The sequence below is a fragment of the Streptomyces sp. NPDC103540 genome (genome assembly GCF_055584445.1).
Genome location: NZ_JBVJMA010000006.1, coordinates 1 through 18,294 on the forward strand (window position 1 = coordinate 1; position 18,294 = coordinate 18,294).

At 72.3% G+C, this 18,294-nt stretch carries 14 protein-coding genes and 1 pseudogene; 5 read left to right on the forward strand and 10 right to left on the reverse strand.

Features of this window, described 5'->3' with window-relative positions; all coding sequences use genetic code 11:
• From ACZ6ZI_RS15855 to ACZ6ZI_RS15890, 8 genes and pseudogenes are all read right to left on the reverse strand, one after another.
• A pseudogene (locus ACZ6ZI_RS15855) lies at positions 1 to 201 on the reverse strand (phosphatidylserine decarboxylase); the annotation flags it as partial.
• Positions 202 to 387: 186 nt separating this feature from the next.
• Positions 388 to 1,593, reverse strand: a complete 1,206-nt coding sequence (locus tag ACZ6ZI_RS15860; RefSeq protein ID WP_030868030.1) for an acyl-CoA dehydrogenase family protein — start codon at positions 1,591 to 1,593, stop codon at positions 388 to 390.
• A gap of 2 nt (positions 1,594 to 1,595) precedes the next feature.
• Entirely contained in the window at positions 1,596 to 2,108 is a 513-nt protein-coding gene (locus ACZ6ZI_RS15865; protein ID WP_030155134.1) for a MaoC family dehydratase, read from the reverse strand.
• 16 nt (positions 2,109 to 2,124) lie between these two features.
• Positions 2,125 to 3,099: an HpcH/HpaI aldolase/citrate lyase family protein gene (locus tag ACZ6ZI_RS15870; RefSeq protein ID WP_363054755.1), complete on the reverse strand. Its 975-nt coding sequence runs from the start codon at positions 3,097 to 3,099 to the stop codon at positions 2,125 to 2,127.
• A complete protein-coding gene (locus tag ACZ6ZI_RS15875) occupies positions 3,096 to 5,165 on the reverse strand; it encodes a protein meaA (protein ID WP_469520632.1) in 2,070 nt (689 codons plus the stop codon). Before ACZ6ZI_RS15875 ends, ACZ6ZI_RS15870 begins: the two co-directional genes overlap by 4 nt.
• A 31-nt stretch (positions 5,166 to 5,196) precedes the next feature.
• Positions 5,197 to 6,534 (reverse strand): crotonyl-CoA carboxylase/reductase, encoded by a 1,338-nt coding sequence (gene ccrA, locus ACZ6ZI_RS15880; protein ID WP_363054757.1) that lies wholly within the window; start codon positions 6,532 to 6,534, stop codon positions 5,197 to 5,199.
• A 413-nt stretch (positions 6,535 to 6,947) separates the two neighbouring features.
• Complete coding sequence (locus tag ACZ6ZI_RS15885) at positions 6,948 to 7,769, reverse strand: TetR family transcriptional regulator (protein ID WP_469520636.1); 822 nt, start codon at positions 7,767 to 7,769, stop codon at positions 6,948 to 6,950.
• A gap of 163 nt (positions 7,770 to 7,932) precedes the next feature.
• Positions 7,933 to 9,750 carry a 3-hydroxyacyl-CoA dehydrogenase family protein gene (locus ACZ6ZI_RS15890; protein ID WP_469520640.1) on the reverse strand — a complete coding sequence of 606 codons (1,818 nt, stop codon included), beginning with the start codon at positions 9,748 to 9,750 and terminating at the stop codon, positions 7,933 to 7,935.
• 468 nt (positions 9,751 to 10,218) lie between these two features.
• Here ACZ6ZI_RS15890 and ACZ6ZI_RS15895 point away from each other — a divergent pair, with 468 nt between their 5' ends.
• On the forward strand, positions 10,219 to 10,788 hold the full coding sequence (locus tag ACZ6ZI_RS15895) for a HEAT repeat domain-containing protein (protein WP_469520643.1): 570 nt from the start codon (positions 10,219 to 10,221) through the stop codon (positions 10,786 to 10,788).
• A 201-nt stretch (positions 10,789 to 10,989) separates the two neighbouring features.
• Here the strand turns inward: ACZ6ZI_RS15895 and ACZ6ZI_RS15900 are convergent, their stop codons facing one another.
• Complete coding sequence (locus tag ACZ6ZI_RS15900; protein WP_469520646.1) at positions 10,990 to 11,466, reverse strand: RidA family protein; 477 nt, start codon at positions 11,464 to 11,466, stop codon at positions 10,990 to 10,992.
• Between the two features lie 34 nt (positions 11,467 to 11,500).
• Complete coding sequence (locus ACZ6ZI_RS15905) at positions 11,501 to 13,075, reverse strand: alpha/beta hydrolase (protein WP_469520649.1); 1,575 nt, start codon at positions 13,073 to 13,075, stop codon at positions 11,501 to 11,503.
• Positions 13,076 to 13,419: 344 nt separating this feature from the next.
• Between ACZ6ZI_RS15905 and ACZ6ZI_RS15910 the strand changes: the two genes are divergently transcribed.
• From ACZ6ZI_RS15910 to ACZ6ZI_RS15925, 4 genes are all read left to right on the forward strand, one after another.
• Entirely contained in the window at positions 13,420 to 13,863 is a 444-nt protein-coding gene (locus ACZ6ZI_RS15910) for an SRPBCC family protein (protein ID WP_469520652.1), read from the forward strand.
• 205 nt (positions 13,864 to 14,068) lie between these two features.
• Positions 14,069 to 14,902, forward strand: a complete 834-nt coding sequence (locus tag ACZ6ZI_RS15915) for a M55 family metallopeptidase (RefSeq protein ID WP_469520655.1) — start codon at positions 14,069 to 14,071, stop codon at positions 14,900 to 14,902.
• A gap of 1 nt (position 14,903) precedes the next feature.
• The gene (locus ACZ6ZI_RS15920; protein WP_469521604.1) at positions 14,904 to 16,250 is read left to right on the forward strand and encodes a M20/M25/M40 family metallo-hydrolase; all 1,347 of its coding nucleotides are present in this window, start codon (positions 14,904 to 14,906) and stop codon (positions 16,248 to 16,250) included.
• On the forward strand, positions 16,247 to 18,268 hold the full coding sequence (locus ACZ6ZI_RS15925; protein WP_469520658.1) for a S9 family peptidase: 2,022 nt from the start codon (positions 16,247 to 16,249) through the stop codon (positions 18,266 to 18,268). The genes ACZ6ZI_RS15920 and ACZ6ZI_RS15925 overlap by 4 nt, the downstream gene beginning before the upstream one ends.
• The last annotated feature ends 26 nt before the right edge of the window (positions 18,269 to 18,294 follow it).

Genomic DNA, 18,294 nt, shown 5'->3' on the forward strand with positions numbered 1-18,294 from the left:
GGGGTCGCGGAAGAACCACAGCATGCCCGCGGCGAGCGCGGTGGCGGGCACGGCCGCCGCGGCCCAGCGCCCGGACTTGCGCGCCCGGGTGAGGCTGAGCGCCGCGGTGGCGACGGTCGGCAGAAGCCACGGCGATGCTCCGCGCGCGAGGCGTACGCCAAGGAGGCTGTCGCGAGGTGCAGAGGTTTGGCTGTGGGGCATGGATGACCTTCGTAGCGGGTGATTGCCGCGCCGCAAACGGGGGGACGGGACGGCGGCTTTACTGGAATGCTATCGGTTGCGCGCAACAACTGGGCAAGCCAGAAGCCGAGTCGATGACCGCCGGCCAGTGACTGGCAGTGACTCTTCCGCGGTGGATCGCTGGGCGATCCACCGCAAAAGGGACTTTCAGCCCTGGAGTCGGTACTCCTCGAGCAGGCGTCGCCCGATGATCATTTTCTGGATCTCGGCGGTACCTTCACCGATCAGCAGCATGGGGGCCTCCCGGTAGAGACGCTCGATCTCGTACTCCTTCGAGAAGCCGTACCCGCCGTGGATGCGGAAGGCGTCCTCCACGACCTCCTTGCAGTATTCCGAGGCGAGGTACTTCGCCATCCCCGCTTCGAGGTCGTTTCGTTCCCCTGAGTCCTTTTTGCGTGCTGCATTGACCATCATCGCATGGGCGGCTTCGACCTTGGTAGCCATCTCGGCCAGCTTGAACTGGATGGCCTGGTGTTCCGCGATCGCCTTGCCGAAAGTGTGACGTTGTTGGGCATAGGAGACGCCCAGCTCGAACGCACGCTGAGCGACGCCGCAGCCACGGGCCGCCACGTTGACGCGGCCGACCTCGACCCCGTCCATCATTTGGTAAAACCCTCGGCCGGTCTGACCGCCGAGGACACGATTGGCCGGAATGCGCAGTCCGTCCATGATGAGCTCGGTCGTGTCGACGCCCTTGTAGCCCATTTTGTCGATCTTGCCCGGGATGGTCAGGCCCGGACGGACCTCTCCGAAGCCCGGCTCCTTCTCCACGAGGAAGGTCGTCATCGACTTGTGGGGGGCCGTGCCCTCGGGGTGTCCTTCGTCACTTCGGACGAGGACGGCCACCAGCGTCGAGCTGCCGCCGTTCGTCAGCCACATCTTCTGGCCGTTCAGGACGTACTCGTCGCCGTCCTTCACCGCCTTGGAGGTGATGGCCGACACATCGGAGCCCAGGCCCGGCTCCGACATGGAGAACGCGCCGCGGACCTCGCCCAGCGCCATCCGGGGCAGGAAGTGGTCCTTCTGCTCCTGCGTGCCGTGCTGCTTGAGCATGTACGCCACGATGAAGTGCGTGTTGATGATGCCCGAGACGGACATCCACCCCCGCGCTATCTCCTCGACGCACAGCGCGTACGTGAGGAGGGACTCGCCCAGACCGCCGTACTCCTCGGGGATCATCAGGCCGAAGAGGCCGAGTTCCTTGAGGCCGTCGACGATCTGCTGCGGGTACTCGTCACGGTGCTCCAGCTCGGTCGCGACCGGGATGATCTCCTTGTCCACGAATTCGCGGACGGTCTTCAGGATCTCCCGCTGGACGTCGGTCAGGCCGGCGGTCTGGGCGAGTCGGGCCATGGCTACTTCCCCTGTTCCTTCAGCTGGGGCCGGCCGGGCTGCTCGCCGCCGCGCTCCTTGATGTACGTCTCGGTCGGGACCATCACCTTGCGCCGGAAGACGCAGACGAGGGTGCCGTCCTGCTTGTAGCCCTTGGTCTCCACGTACACGATGCCCCGGTCGTTCTTCGACTTCGAAGGGGTCTTGTCGAGGACCGTGGTCTCGCCGTAGATCGTGTCGCCGTGGAAGGTCGGCGCCACGTGCCGCAGGGACTCGATCTCCAGGTTGGCGATGGCCTTCCCGGAGACGTCCGGCACGGACATGCCGAGCAGCAGCGAGTAGATGTAGTTGCCCACGACGACGTTCTTGCCGAAGTCGGTCGTGTTCTCGGCGTAGTTGCTGTCCATGTGCAGCGGGTGGTGGTTCATGGTCAGCAGACAGAAGAGGTGGTCGTCGTACTCCGTGACCGTCTTCCCGGGCCAGTGCTTGTAGACCGCCCCGACCTCGAATTCCTCGTAGGTGCGTCCGAACTGCATCGCGTCCAGGGCCTTTCTAGTTTTCGGGGATCTCGAACTTGGTGGTGCGCTCCATGCCGGCGGCGCGTCCCTTGCCCGCGATGACCAGGGCCATCTTGCGGCTGGCCTCGTCGATCATCTCGTCGCCGAGCATCGCGGAGCCCTTCTTGCCGCCCGCCTCGGAGGTGCACCAGTCGTAGGCGTCGAGGATCAGCTCGGCGTGGTCGTAGTCCTCCTGGGAGGGGGAGAAGACCTCGTTGGCCGCGTCGACCTGGCCCGGGTGCAGGACCCACTTGCCGTCGAAGCCCAGGGCCGCCGCCCGGCCGGCCACCTCGCGGTACGCGTCCACGTCGCGGATCTGGAGGAAGGGGCCGTCGATGGCCTGGAGGTTGTGCGTACGGGCGGCCATCAGGATCCGCATGAGGATGTAGTGGTAGGCGTCCGCCGGGTAGCCGGGCGGCTGCATGCCCACGACCAGGGACTTCATGTTGATCGAGGCCATGAAGTCGGCGGGGCCGAAGATGATCGTCTCCAGCCGGGGCGAGGCGGCGGCGATCTCGTCGACGTTGACCAGGCCCTTGGCGTTCTCGATCTGCGCCTCGATGCCGATCTTGCCGACCTCGAAGCCCATGGTCTTCTCGATCTGGGTCAGCAGGAGGTCGAGGGCGATGACCTGCTGGGCGTCCTGGACCTTCGGCAGCATGATGCAGTCGAGGTTCTGACCGGCGCCCTCGACGACGGTGATCACGTCGCGGTACGTCCAGTGGGTGGTCCAGTCGTTCACGCGCACGACCCGGGTCTTGCCCGTCCAGTCGCCGTTGTTCAGCGCGTCCACGATGGTGTGGCGGGCGCCTTCCTTGGCGAGCGGCGCGCAGGCGTCCTCCAGGTCGAGGAAGACCTGGTCGGCCGGCAGGCCCTGGGCCTTCTCCAGGAAGCGCGGGTTCGAACCCGGTACCGCGAGGCAGGAGCGACGCGGGCGAAGGCGGTTCACCGGGTGGACTGGCGTGGTCATGCGGGGACCTCCGTGCTTGCAGCGATGTCGATCGGGTCGAGCTTGTTGGCCTTGCGGATCTCGTCGACGATACGGCCGATGATCTCCGTGATGCCGAAGTCCTTCGGGGTGAACACGGCGGCCACCCCCGCCGCCTTGAGGGTGACGGCGTCGGCGTTCGGAATGATGCCCCCGACGATGACCGGGATGTCACCCGCCCCCGCCGTGCGCAGGCGTTCCAGCACGTCGGGGACGAGGGCGCTGTGCGAGCCCGACAGGATGGACAGTCCCACGCAGTGGACGTCCTCGGCCAGCGCCGCCGAGGAGATCTCCTCGGGTGTCAGCCGGATGCCCTGGTAGACCACCTCGAAGCCGGCGTCGCGGGCCCGGACGGCGATCTGCTCGGCGCCGTTGGAGTGCCCGTCCAGGCCGGGCTTGCCGACCAGCAGGCGCAGGCGTCCGGAGCCGAGCTCGTCGGCGGTGCGGGCGACCTTCTCGCGGACCAGGGCGAGCGGGGTGCCCTCCTCGGCGGTGACGGCCACCGGGGCCGAGGAGACCCCGGTCGGCGCGCGGAACTCGCCGAAGACCTCGCGCAGCGCGCTCGCCCACTCGCCGGTGGTGACGCCGGCCCGGGCGCACTCCAGGGTGGCCTCCATCAGGTTCTCGGTCCCGGCGGCGGCCTCCTTCAGCCGGTCCAGGGCCTGCCCGACGGTCGGGAAGACGAACGGGTCGCCGTTGCCCTGCCGGTCCGAGGACTCCTGCCGCTCGGCGCGCCAGCGGCCGATGCGCTCGACGGTGAGGGCCTCCACGGCCGCGTCCACGGTCATGATCGCGCCGTCCAGGTCGGCGGTGAGCGGGTTCTCCTCCGTCTGCTGGAAGCAGTTCACTCCGACGATCTTGTCCTCGCCGGCCTCGATCCGGGCGCGGCGCTCGGCGTGCGAGGAGACCAGTCGGGACTTCAGGTAGCCGGACTCGACGGCGGCCATGGCGCCGCCCATCTCCTGGATCCGGTCGATCTCGGCCAGGCAGTCGGCGACCAGGGAGTCGACCTTGGCCTCGACGACGTGGGAGCCGGCGAAGATGTCCTCGTACTCCAGCAGGTCGCTCTCGTGGGCCAGGACCTGCTGGATGCGCAGCGACCACTGCTGGTCCCAGGGGCGGGGCAGGCCCAGCGCCTCGTTCCAGGCCGGCAGCTGCACGGCGCGGGCGCGGGCGTCCTTGGAGAGGGTGACGGCCAGCATCTCCAGGACGATGCGCTGCACGTTGTTCTCGGGCTGGGCCTCGGTCAGGCCGAGGGAGTTGACCTGGACGCCGTAGCGGAACCGGCGCTGCTTGGCGTTCTCGATGCCGTAGCGCTCCAGGGTGACCTTGTCCCAGATGCGGCCGAAGGCGCGCATCTTGCACATCTCCTCGATGAAGCGGACGCCCGCGTTCACGAAGAAGGAGATGCGGGCGACGACCTCGCCGAACCGCTCCTCGGGCACCTGGCCCGAGTCGCGGACGGAGTCGAGGACGGCGATCGCGGTGGACATCGCGTACGAGATCTCCTGGACGGGGGTGGCCCCCGCCTCCTGGAGGTGGTACGAGCAGATGTTGATCGGGTTCCACTTCGGGATGTGGTTGACCGTGTACGCGATCATGTCCGTCGTCAGGCGGAGCGAGGGTCCCGGCGGGAAGACGTGCGTCCCGCGCGAGAGGTACTCCTTGACGATGTCGTTCTGGGTGGTGCCCTGGAGCAGGGCGATGTCCGCGCCCTGCTCCTCGGCGGCCACCTGGTAGAGCGCCAGCAGCCACATGGCGGTGGCGTTGATCGTCATCGAGGTGTTCATCTGTTCCAGGGGGATGTCCTGGAACAGCCGGCGCATGTCGCCCAGGTGCGAGACCGGGACCCCGACCCGGCCGACCTCGCCGCGGGCGAGGATGTGGTCGGGGTCGTAGCCCGTCTGCGTCGGGAGGTCGAACGCGACGGACAGGCCGGTCTGGCCCTTGGCGAGGTTGCGGCGGTACAGCTCGTTGGACGCCTCGGCCGTGGAGTGGCCGGCGTACGTCCGCATGAGCCACGGACGGTCTTTCTGGCGCTCTGTCATCTCAGGCGATCCTTATGGCCTTTGAGCCGACTCAGATGTTCCGGAAGCGGTTGATCGCGTCGAGGTGCGTGGCGCGCAGCTCGTGGTCGCGCACGCCCAGGCCCTCTTCCGGGGCGAGCGCGAGGACGCCGACCTTGCCCTGGTGGAGGTTGCGGTGGACGTCGTAGGCGGCCTGGCCGGTCTCCTCCAGGGAGTAGACCTTCGAGAGGGTGGGGTGGATCTTGCCCTTGGCGATCAGGCGGTTGGCCTCCCAGGCCTCGCGGTAGTTCGCGAAGTGGGAGCCGATGATGCGCTTGAGGGACATCCACAGGTAGCGGTTGTCGTACTCGTGCATGTAGCCCGAGGTCGAGGCGCAGGTGGTGATGGTGCCGCCCTTGCGGGTGACGTAGACGCTGGCGCCGAAGGTCTCGCGGCCGGGGTGCTCGAAGACGATGTCGATGTCCTCGCCGCCGGTCAGCTCGCGGATGCGCTTGCCGAAGCGCTTCCACTCCTTCGGGTCCTGGGTGTGCTCGTCCTTCCAGAAGCGGTAGCCCTCGGCGTTGCGGTCGATGACCGACGTCGCGCCCATGGCCCGGCAGATGTCGGCCTTCTCGGGCGAGGAGACCACGCAGATCGGGTTGGCGCCGCCGGCCAGCGCGAACTGGGTGGCGTAGGAGCCGAGGCCGCCGCTGGCGCCCCAGATGAGGACGTTGTCGCCCTGCTTCATGCCGGCGCCGTTGCGGGAGACCAGCTGGCGGTAGGCGGTGGAGTTGACCAGGCCGGGGGAGGCGGCCTCCTCCCAGCTCAGGTGGGCGGGCTTGGGCATCAGCTGGTTGGACTTGACGAGGGCGATCTCCGCGAGGCCGCCGAAGTTGGTCTCGAAGCCCCAGATGCGCTGCTCGGGGTCGAGCATCGTGTCGTTGTGGCCGTCCGAGGACTCCAGCTCGACCGACAGGCAGTGCGCGACGACCTCGTCGCCGGGGTTCCAGGCGTTGACGCCGGGGCCGGTGCGCAGCACGACGCCCGCGAGGTCGGAGCCGATGACGTGGTACGGGAGGTCGTGGCGCTTGGTGAGCTCAGAGAGGCGCCCGTAGCGCTCCAGGAAGCTGAAGGTGGACACCGGCTCGAAGATCGAGGTCCACACGGAGTTGTAGTTGACGGAGGAGGCCATGACGGCCACCAGTGCCTCGCCGGGGCCCAGTTCGGGGACGGGGACCTGGTCGAGGTGCAGGGACTTGCGGGGGTCCTTCTCGCGGGTGGTGAGCCCGGCGAACATCTCCACCTCGTCCTTGTGCACGGTGATCGCGCGGTAGGAGTCGGGGAGCGGCAGGGCCGCGAAGTCGGCGGCGGTGGCGGACTGCGACTGAATCGCGTCCAGGATGTCCTTCACGGTATTGCCTCCGGCTGAGCGCTGATGAGGGTGCGCCGAATGGATACGCGGTGCGTGCGTGGGAGCGTGTGGGTGGTGCTGCGAGGTGCTGCGAAGTGCCGTCGGTCCGGCGGTGCGGTGGTGCGGGCACACCCGTGGTGAGGTGTGCGGGAGCCTGGTGACGCAGGCATCCGGGGCGCGTTCCGTGCCGAGTGGGCGTGGGTCGCGGGGACGTCCGGACGAGATTCAACGTATGGCACCCCGTGTCACTCGACAAGGCACCGGGTGCCAAAACTTTCTCTCATTTGCCGATTGACCTGCGCAGATGAGCGATGATCGATCAGAGTTACCCGCGAGTAGGGCTATTTTGGACAAACAAGAGGGCCGCCCCCGATACGGGGGCGGCCCGGTGTGACGCGTGTGACGTCGAGCGTCTACCGCTTGTTCTTGAGCGCCTCTTCGATCGTGCGCATGACCTCGTCCAGCGGAGCGTCCGTACGCGCCACCGCGACGAGCACCTCGCCCTCGGTCCGCACCGCCGCCGGCTCCGGCGCCGGCGCCGGAGCGCCCTGCGTACGGCCTGCCCCGATGCCCGATCCGAAGGTCTTGCGGACGATGGAGAAGGCGTGGTCCAGCTGCGCCTCCACGTCCCCCTGACCGCCGGCGCGCAGCCAGCGCCGCAGCACGTGGTTGTGGGCGGTCACCACCGCGGAGGCGGCCACCTCCGCCAGCAGCGGGTCGTCGTTGCCGTCGTGGTGCTCGGTCTCGTCGAAGTGGGCCAGCAGGTAGCGGGTGAACAGCCGCTCGTACCGGGCCACCGAGGCGATCTCCCGCTCGCGCAGCGCCGGCACCTCGCGGGTCAGCCGGTAGCGCTCCACGGACACCGCCGGGGAGGCGGCGTACATCTTCATGACCTCCTTGATCCCCCGGCACACCGTGTCGAGCGGGTGCTCGTGCGCCGGCGCCACGTCCAGGACCGCCTCGGCGCGGGTCAGGGTGTCGTCGTGGTCCGGGAAGATCGCCTCTTCCTTGGACCGGAAGTGCCGGAAGAAGGTCCTGCGCGCCACCCCGGCCGTCGCCGCGATCTCGTCGACCGTCGTGGCCTCGTACCCCTTGGTCGCGAACAGCTCCATGGCCGCGGCGGCGAGCTCACGGCGCATCTTGAGCCGCTGAGCGGCCGCCCGCGTGCCGGCGGCGCTCTCCGGGACGTCGGAGGGCGCGGAGGCGCGGGGCGAGGTCTTGGCGGGCTGGGACATAGAGCGAAAGTACTTCATTCGCGCAGGGGAGCGCGCCTGAGGGGGGTGGGACGGGGGTGGATGCGGGGGAGAGCCCGCACTGGGCTCGGAAGGGTTCGTCCGCCGTGAGGGTCCGGCGGACCCGAGCAGCCCTCCCCACGCATCCCGCTCGGGGCCCGCCTGGTTACCGGCGGGCGTACTCACGGAATCCGCGGCCGGTCTTCCGGCCCAGGCATCCCGCCGCCACCAGGTGCTCCAGCAGCGGGGAGGGCGCCAGGCCCGGGTCGCGGAACTCCTGGTGGAGGACCTTCTCGATGGCCAGCGACACGTCCAGGCCGACCACGTCGAGGAGCTCGAAGGGGCCCATCGGGTAGCCGCCGCCCAGCTTCATCGCGGCGTCGATGTCGTCGAGGGTCGCGTAGTGCTGCTCGACCATCTTGATCGCGTTGTTGAGGTACGGGAACAGCAGCGCGTTCACGATGAAGCCGGCCCGGTCCCCGCAGTCCACCGGGTGCTTGCGCACCTTCAGGCAGACCTCGCGGACGGTGGCGTGCACGTCGTCCGCCGTCAGGACCGTGCGCACCACCTCGACCAGCTTCATCGCCGGCGCCGGGTTGAAGAAGTGCATCCCGATCACGTCCTGCGGACGCGACGTCGCCCGCGCGACGGCGATCACCGGCAGCGAGGACGTCGTGGTGGCCAGCACCGCGCCCGGCCGACAGACCTTGTCCAGGTTCGCGAACAGCTCCTGCTTGATCGCCAGGTCCTCGGCGACGGCCTCCACCGCGAGGTCCACCTCCGAGAAGGCCTCCAGCGAACCCGCCGGCGTGATCCGCCCCAGCGTCAGCTCCGCGGCCTCCGCGGTCAGCCGGCCCTTGGACACCGCACGGCCCAAGGACTTGCCGATCGCGGCCTTCGCGGCCTCCGCCTTCTCCTGGCCGCGCGCGGCCAGCACCACGTCGTAGCCGGCCTGCGCGAAGACCTGGGCGATCCCGCTCGCCATCGTCCCCGAGCCGGCCACGCCGACCGAGGAGACCGGCCGGCCGGTCCCCAGCAGGGAACCGTCGGGCGGCGTCTGGAGGTCGCGGACCGCGACGGAGCTGCCCGGAGCCTCGTACGTGTAGAAGCCCCGGCCGGACTTCTGCCCGGTCAGGCCCGCCTCGGCGAGGTGCCCCAGGATGGGGGCCGGGGCGTGCAGCCGGTCCCCGGAGGAGGCGTACATGGCCTCCAGCACCGTACGGGCGGTGTCCACGCCGATCAGGTCGAGCAGCGCCAACGGGCCCATCGGCAGCCCGCAGCCGAGCCGCATCGCGGCGTCGATGTCCTCGCGGGAGGCGTACTTGGCCTCGTACATCGCGGCGGCCTGGTTGAGGTAGCCGAACAGCAGGCCGTCCGCGACGAAACCGGGCCGGTCGCCCACGGCGACGGGCTGCTTGCCCAGCTCCGAGGCCAGGGCCGTGACCGCCTCGACGGCGGGCGGCGCGGTGAGCACGCAGGAGACGATCTCGACCAGCTTCATCGCCGGCGCCGGGTTGAAGAAGTGCAGGCCCAGCACCCGCTCGGGGCGCAGCGACTCGGCGGCCAGCCGGGTCACCGACAGGGCGTTGGTGCCCGTCGCCAGGATCGTGTCCGGCCGGACGATCGAGTCGAGCTCGCGGAAGACCCGCTGCTTGAGCTCGTACTCCTCCGGCACCACCTCGATGACCAGGTCCGCGTCGGCGGCGGCCGCGAGGTCGGTGAAGGTGCGGAAGCGGGCGAGGACGGCCTCGCGCTCCTGCTCGGTGAGCCGCTCCTTGGCCACGGAACGGGCGGTCGAGGCGGCGAGCGCGGCGCCGGCGCGCCGGGCGGCGGCCTCGCTCACGTCGATGCCGACGACCTCGCGGCCGGCGCGGGCGAGCACCTCGGCGATGCCGGAGCCCATCGTGCCGAGACCGACGACGGCGATGGTGGCGAGGGCGGGACGGGCGGAAGCGGACTGACCGGACGTGGACGGAAGGTCCATCGCGGACTCCAGTGGAAGAGGGTGACGACTTCTGTGGTCCGGCGCGCGGCGCACGTGCGCGGCCGGTGGGAGCGCGCGCGGCCGCGGGTACGCCGCCGGGGGCGCGCGGGCGCGGTCCCGTGTGCGGCGCGAACGCGGAGGAGGAACGCGGTGCGCGTGAACCCGAGGACGCGGCCCGAGGGAGACGGCCGCGCGAAGACCCCGAGGGGGAGGGAACGGCGGACCCCGTCCCGGGGGCCGCGCCGCGTGGAAACACGGTGCGAGGCGCCGCAGCGAGCTCCGCGAACGGAGACCCGTACGGGCCGCGGTACCTGCGGTACCGAACCGACTGGCACGGGGCGGCTGCGTCACCAGGCCTGCCCCGTACGTGTTGAAGGGAGAGTAACTCGTCGGTAACTGCTTGGCCAGAGCAGGGGAGATACCGCCGGATGTGACGTACGCCGCCCCCGCCCGCCCTAGGGTGGGCGCGTGAACGACGTCTTGGAGCGCCTACGACTGGAAGCGGACGGTTCCCCGGAGTACGGGAGGCTGCTCGCGGCGGACCCCGACGCGCTCGCCGCGTCCCTGTCCTCGGCCGGCCGCCCCCTGTGGTCCCGCGAACTGGCCGCCTACCGGCTGGGGCTGGCGGGGGACCGCCGGGCCTTCGAACCCCTGGTGCTGCTCCTCAACCACCGGGACCCGGCGCGCTGCGAGGCCGCCGCCCAGGCCCTCGCCGTCCTCGGCGACCCGCGCACGGCCCGGGCGGCCGCCGCACTGGCCACCAACACCCTGCGCACCGCGTACGCCCTGCACCCGGTGCGACTGTTGGCCGCGCTGCGGGCGCCCGAGTCGGTCCCGGCCCTGATCGCCACCCTGGACCGGCTGCTCGCGCCGCACGACCCGTACTGGCGGGTGGCGCTGGCCTGCGTGGAGGGGCTCGGAGACCTGGGCGACGCGCGGGCCCGCGGGGTCCTGGTGCGGGCCCAGTCGCACCCCCGGCTGGCGGTGGCGGCCACGGCCGGCCTCGGCCGACTGGCGGCCGGCCGGCCCGACGCCTGAGGCCCGACGACCGGGGCCCGACGCCCGAGGCCCGACGGCCGGGGCCCGACGCCCGAGGCCCGGCGACCGGGGTTCGACGCCCGGGGCCCGACGCCCGACGCCCGACGCCCGAGGCCCGAGGCCCGACGCCCGAGGCCCGGCGACCGGGGTCCGACGGCCGGGGTGGACGGCGGCCCGGGGGAGGGGCGGCCGGGCGGCGGCTCAGGCGCGGGCCGGCTCCGGGACGATCGCGAAGGCGTCGATCTCCACGAGGAGTTCCGGCCGGACCAGGGCGGCGACCTGCACCGCGGAGGAGGCCGGCACCCGGTCCGCCGCGATCACCTCGGCGCGGGCCGCCCGTACCGCGGGGAGGTGTGCCACGTCCGTGACGAAGTACGTCAGCTTCACCACGTCGTCGAACGTGGCACCCGCCGCCGCCAGGCACCGGCGCAGGTTCTCGAAGACCTGACGGGCCTGGGCGGCGGGATCCCCCTCGCCGACCAGCTCGCCCGCCTCGTCGAAGGAACACTGCCCCGAGATCGCCACGAAGCGGCCCGTGCCCCACACCACGTGGCTGTAGCCGGCGCCGCCGCTGACGCCCTCGGGGGCCGCGACCCGGGTGAGGTGACCGCCCTCGGCGGAGCCGGACGGGGTCGGGGTCGCGGCCGGGGAGCCGGACGCGGATATCGGTGTCGTCATGCGGACGATCTTGTCAGAGGCGGGCCGGAAGGGATCAGCCGCGGAAGCCCAGCAACCCGTGCAGGGCCGCCCCGCCCGCCGACGCGGGCACCGCGCGGGTCGCGGTGGTCGGCTTCGGCGCGCTCTGCGCGGGACAGGTGGCATCGCTCGCGGCGCCCGTGCGCAGGTAGGCGGCGAGCTTGTCGTCGAGGCACTTGTTGCCGCTCAGCGCGATCCCGTGGTTGCCGCCGCCCTGCTCCACCACCAGGTGCGAGCCCGCCAGCTTCTCGCGCATGCTCACCGCGCCCTCGAACGGCGTCGCGGCGTCCTCGGTCGCCTGGAAGAGCAGGGCCGGCGGAAGGGCGTCGTTGGTCACGTCCGGGGCCTGGAGCTGCTCACCGGGCCAGAACGCGCAGGGCGCGTTGTACCAGGCGTTGTTCCAGGTCATGAAGGGCGCCTTGGCGTGCGTGGCCCACATGTCGGCCCGCCACCGGTTCCAGTCCCGGGGCCAGGCCGAGTCGCGGCACTGCACCGCCGTGTAGACGCTGTAGCTGTTGCCTGCCGAGGGCTCCACCGCGCCGAACCGCTCGTACGCGGCCACCAGCGGCTTGCTGTCGCCCTCGCGCGCGTACGCGGCGAAGGCCTCGGCGAGCGCGGGCCAGTAGCCGTTGAAGTAGCCGCCCGGCATGTAGGTGTCCTCCAGCTCGGCCGGACCCACCTTGCCGCCCGCCGCCTTCTGCCGCAGGCCCTCGCGCATCCCGTACCAGCGGGCCTCGACCCGGGCCGGGTCGTCGCCGAGGCGGTAGGTGGCGTCGTGCTCGGCCACCCAGGCCAGGAAGGCCTTGTGGCGGGCGTCGAAGGCCACGTCCTGGGCGAGGTTGTCCTGGTACCAGACGCCGGCCGGGTCCACCACGGAGTCCAGCACGAGGCGGTGCACCCGGTCCGGGTGCAGCTTCGCGTACACCGCGCCCAGGTAGGTCCCGTAGGAGTAGCCGAAGTAGCTCAGCCGGGGCGCCCCGAGCGCGACGCGCAGCACCTCCAGGTCACGGGCGGCGGAGACGGTGCCGATGTGCGGGAGCACGTCCGCGTGCCGGGCCTGGCAGGACTCGGCGAAGGCGCGGACCCGGTCGAGGTTGGCGCGCTCCACGGCCGGCTCCAGGGGGACGGAGTCCGGTCGTACGGGCTTGAAGTGGTTGCCGCCGCAGTCCAGGGCGGGCTCGCTGCGGCCCACGCCCCGGGGGTCGAAGCCGATGACGTCGTACTGGGCTGCCACGTCCTTGGGCAGGGCGGAGGCCACGAAGCCGGCCAGCGCCCGACCGCTGCCGCCCGGCCCGCCGGGGTTGACCAGCAGCGGCCCCTGGGAGCGGGCGGCGGTGTGCGGGACGCGGGTCAGGGCCAGGGAGATCTGTCGTCCGGCGGGGGCGTCGTGGTCGAGGGGGACCTTGAGGGAGGCGCACTGGAGCGTCGGGTGCCGGGGGGTCGCGCAGCCGGTCCAGGTCAGCGCTGCGACGGCGGACCGGTCCACGGGCGCGGGCGCGGCCGGCGCGGCGGTGACGGGGCCCGCGAGGGCGGCGACGACGGTGGACACGGACAGCATGACGGCGGCGCGCTTCTTCAGGGGGTGGAGCATGGGGCCTCCCAGCCGAGGGTTCTGGCCGGAATCGTCCCGGAAACCGCGCCCCCGAAACGGGATCGGCCCGCGGATTGGCCCGATGTGATGACCCGTCGGTCGGCGACCGGAGGCACCCCACCCCGCACGCCCCCGGCCGCCGGGGCGTGCGGGGTGGAGTGAGGGTCGGGACGGTGGCGCCGCCCGCCGTCGGCGGCGCGCGGGGTGATCTCCCGGGGGTTCCGCCCGGGAGGGGGCGCCGGAGTTCGAGGGGGCGGGTGGGCGGGAGGGGGTGGATTTGGGTCGTACGGCCGGAGGTGGTTGGCTTGCCGCGACGAGCGAACACGACTGCTGGAGGAACAGGTATGGCGCAGGTCGAGGCCACCACGGAGCGCATCATCGGGGCCGACGCGGAGACCGTCTTCGACGCGCTGGCCGACTACACCGGCACCCGCCACAAGCTGCTCCCCGAGCACTTCAGCGAGTACGAGGTGCGCGAGGGCGGCGACGGCGAGGGCACCCTCGTCCACTGGAAGCTCCAGGCCACCAGCAAGCGCGTCCGCGACTGCCTGCTGGAGGTCAGCGAGCCCACCGACGGGCAGCTCGTGGAGAAGGACCGCAACTCCTCCATGGTCACCACCTGGACCGTGACCCCCGCCGGCGAGGGCAAGTCGAAGGCCGTCGTCAGCACCGTCTGGAACGGCGCCGGCGGCATCGGCGGCTTCTTCGAGCGCACCTTCGCCCCCAAGGGCCTCGGCCGCATCTACGACTCGGTCCTCGCCAAGCTGGCGGAGGAAGTCGAGTCCTGATCAAGGGCCTTGTCCCGGGGCCGCCCCGCGGCGCGCCCCGGGCGGCTCACCGGTTCGGGTGGATTTCCCCGGCGCCGCCGCCCGGCCCGCCGCCCGGCCCGGGCGCCCCGGCGCGGCGCGCGGCCGGCCGGCGTGGCCCCCGGGCCGGCGCGGCCGCGGAGGGCTAGGGTGGGGGACTCCGCGACCCGACCCACCGGGGGGCCCGATGAAGATCCTCGTCTCGGCCGACATGGAAGGCGCCACCGGCGTCACCTGGCCCCAGGACGTGCTGCCCGGCACCCCCCAGTGGGAGCGCTGCCGGGGCATGTTCACCTCCGACGTGAACGCCGCCGTCCTCGGGTTCTACGACGGGGGCGCCGACCGGGTCGTCATCAACGAGGCCCACTGGACGATGCGCAACCTGCTGCTGGAGCGGCTCGACGCCCGCGCCGAGATGCTCACCGGCCGCCACAAGTCGCTCTCCATGGTCGAGGGCGTCCAGCACGGCGACGTCGACGGGGTCGCCTTCGTCGGCTACCACACCGGCGCCGGCACGGAGGGCGTCCTCGCCCACACCTACCTCGCCAACTCCATCACCGGCGTCTGGCTGAACGGCCGGCGCGCGAGCGAGGGACTGCTCAACGCCGCCGTGGCCGCCGAGTACGGGGTCCCCGTCATCCTCGTCACCGGCGACGACCTCACCTGCTACGACGCCGCCGACTACGCCCCCGACGCCCGTACCGTCGCCGTCAAGGACCACGTCTCGCGCTACGCGGCCGTCTGCCGCACCCCCGCCCGTACCGCCGCCGACATCCGGGCCGCCGCCACCGAGGCCACGAAGCTCGCCGTCCGCCACGAACCCGTCCGCGGCGGCCCCTTCACGGTGGAGGTCGAATTCGACGCCGAACACCTGGCGATGGCCGCCACCGTCGTTCCCGGCGTCGCGCGGTGCGGCGAACGCAGGATCGCGTACACCAGCCCGACCATGTACGAGGGGATCCGGACCTTCAAGGCGGTCACGACGGTCGTCTCCTCGGCGGTGGAGGAGCAGTATGGATGACATGAACGTGCTGGACGCCACCGCGGAGCGCGACGTCGACGCGACGGCCCTCGACGAGGTCGTCGAGTTCACCTCCGGGCTGATCCGCATCGACACGAGCAACCGCGGCGGCGGCGACTGCCGCGAACGCCCCGCGGCCGAGTACGTCGCCGAACGGCTGGCCGCCGTCGGCCTGGAACCGACCCTGCTGGAACGGACCCCCGGCCGCACCAACGTCGTCGCCAGGATCGAGGGGACCGACCCCCGCGCCGACGCCCTCCTGGTCCACGGCCACCTCGACGTGGTCCCCGCCGAGGCCGCCGACTGGAGCGTCGACCCCTTCTCCGGCGAGGTCCGCGACGGGGTGGTCTGGGGCCGCGGGGCCGTCGACATGAAGAACATGGACGCCATGGTGCTGGCCGTCGTCCGCGCCTGGGCCCGCGCCGGGGTGCGCCCGCGCCGCGACATCGTCCTCGCCTTCACCGCCGACGAGGAGGACAGCGCGGTCGACGGATCCGGCTTCCTCGCCGACCACCACCCGCACCTGTTCGAAGGCTGCACGGAGGGCCTGTCCGAATCCGGGGCCTTCACCGTCCACCCCCGCCCCGGCCAGGCCCTCTACCCCATCGCCGCCGGCGAACGCGGCACGGGATGGCTGAAGTTGACCGCCCACGGCACGACCGGACACGGATCCAAGCCCAACCGGGCCAACGCCGTCAGCCGGCTCGCCGCGGCCGTCGCCCGGATCGGCGCGCACGAGTGGCCGGTCCGGCTCACCGACACCGTCGTCGCCTGCATCACCGAACTCGCCGCCCTCCAGGGCCTGTCCGTCGACCCCCGGGCACCCGGCTTCGACCTCGACGCCGTCCTCCAAAAGCTCGGACCGGCCGCCGCCCTCGTGGAGGCCACCGTCCGCAACAGCGCCAACCCCACCATGTTCAGCGCCGGTTACAAGGTCAACGTCATTCCCGGACACGCCACCGCCTACGTGGACGGCCGCACCGTACCCGGCGGCGAGGAGGAGTTCCGCGCCACCCTCGACGAACTCACCGGCCCCGACGTGCGGTGGGAGTTCCACCACCGGGAGGTCGCCCTCGAAGCCCCCGTCGACGGACGCACGTACGCGATCCTGCGCGACTGCGTGCGGCACTTCGACCCCGACGGGCACGTGGTGCCCTTCTGCATGGCCGGCGGCACCGACGCCAAGCAGTTCTCCCGGCTCGGCATCACCGGCTACGGCTACTCCCCGCTCAAGCTGCCGCCCGGCTTCGACTACTGGGCCCTCTTCCACGGCGTCGACGAGCGCGTCCCCGTCGACGCCCTCCACTTCGGCGTCCGCGTCCTCGACCGCGCGCTGCGGACCCTGTGAGCGGGCCCGCGCACCCGCCCCCCGGCGAGGCCCCCTACGGCAGCTGGCCCTCGCCGATCGACGCCGCGCTCGCCGCCTCCCACGACGGCCGCCCCGAGTACGTGGGCACCATCGGCGCCGAGGTCTGGTGGACCGAGCCGCGCCCCACCGAGGCCGGCCGCCGCACCCTGGTGCGCCGCCCGGCCGACGGCCGCGCCGCCCGAGACGTCCTGCCGGCGCCCTGGAACGTGCGCAGCCGGCTCACCGAGTACGGGGGCCTGCCCTGGGCCGGCGTCGAACGCCCCGGAGCGGGCCCGCTGGTGGTCTTCGTCCACCATGCCGACCAGCGGCTCTACGCCTGGGAGCCGGACGCGCCCGACGGCGGCGGGCCGCGCCCGCTGACCCCGCTGTCCCCGGTCGGCGGCGGTCTGCGGTGGGCGGACCCGGTCGTGCGCGCGGGCGCCGGTGACGACACCGGCGAGGTGTGGTGCGTGCTGGAGGAGTTCACCGGCCCGGCCCCCACCGACGTACGACGCGTGGCGGCGGCCGTCCCGCTGGACGGTTCGGCCGCCGAGGACCGGCGCGCCGTACGGGAGTTGACCGACGACCGGCACCGCTTCCGGACGGGACCGAAGCCCTCCCCCGACGGGCGGCGCGCCGCCTGGCTGGTGTGGGACCACCCCCGCATGCCGTGGGACGGCACCGAGCTCCAGGTGGCCGACGTGGCCGCCGACGGTACCCTCGCGGAGCCCCGCACGCTCCTCGGCGGGCCGACCGAGGCGGTGGCGCAGGCGGTGTGGGCGCCCGACGGGAGCCTGCTGGCGGTCAGCGACCGCGAGGGTTGGTGGAACCCGTACCGGGTGGACCCGGACGGCGGCGGCGCCGTCAACCTGTGCCCCCGGGAGGAGGAGTTCGGCGGCGCGCTGTGGAAGCCGGGGCTGAGCTGGCTCGCCCCCCTGCCCGACCGGCTCCTCGCCGTCCTGCACGGACAGGGCACGGCCCGGCTCGGCGTACTGGACGCGGACGGCGGCGCACTCGTCGACGCGGCCGGCCCCTGGACCGCCTGGCAACCGACCCTCGCCGTCAGCGGCACCCGCGTCTACGGGGTCGCGGCCAGCCCGCGCAGCGCCTACGAGGTCGTCGAACTCGACACCGCGACGGGACACACCCGGGTGGTCGGAGCCCACGCCACCGACCCCGTGGACCCGGCCCACTACCCGGAACCGCAGACCCGCACCTTCGCCGGACCCGGCGGCCGCGAGGTCCACGCCCACGTGTACCCGCCGCACCACCCCGCCCGGTGGGGCCCCGCCGCCGAACTGCCCCCGTACGTGGTGTGGGCCCACGGCGGCCCCACCGACCACGTGCCGCCCGTGCTCGACCTGCACATCGCGTACTTCACCTCGCGGGGCATCGGCGTCGTCGAGGTGAACTACGGCGGCTCGACCGGCTACGGCCGCGCCTACCGCGAGCGGCTGCGCGAGCAGTGGGGCGTGGTCGACGTGGAGGACTGCGCGGCCGTGGCCCGCGCCCTGGCGGCCGAGGGCACCGCCGACCCCGACCGGCTCGCGATCCGGGGCGGCAGCGCGGGCGGCTGGACGGCGGCGGCCTCCCTGGCCGCCGGCGACCTGTACGCCTGCGCGGCGATCATCTACCCGGTCCTCGACCTGCGCGGCTTCGCCGCCGAGACCCACGACCTGGAGTCCCGCTACGTCGACGGCCTGGCCGGCCTGCCCGAGGCCCTGGCGGTGCGGTGCCGCGAACGCTCGCCGGTGGCCCGCGCCGACCGGATCACCGCCCCCTTCGTCCTCCTCCAGGGCCTCGACGACCCCGTCTGCCCGCCCGCCCAGGCCGAACGGCTGCTCGCCGCGCTGCGCGGCCGGCCCGTGCCGCACGCGTACGTCACCTTCGAGGGCGAGGGCCACGGCTTCCGGCGGGCGGAGACGATGGTGCGGGCCCTGGAGGCCGAGCTGTCGCTGTACGCCCAGGTCTTCGGGATCGACCGCGGGGACGTCCCCCGTTTGGCCCTGCACAGCTGACCACCGTCGCCGGCGCGGGCCGACGA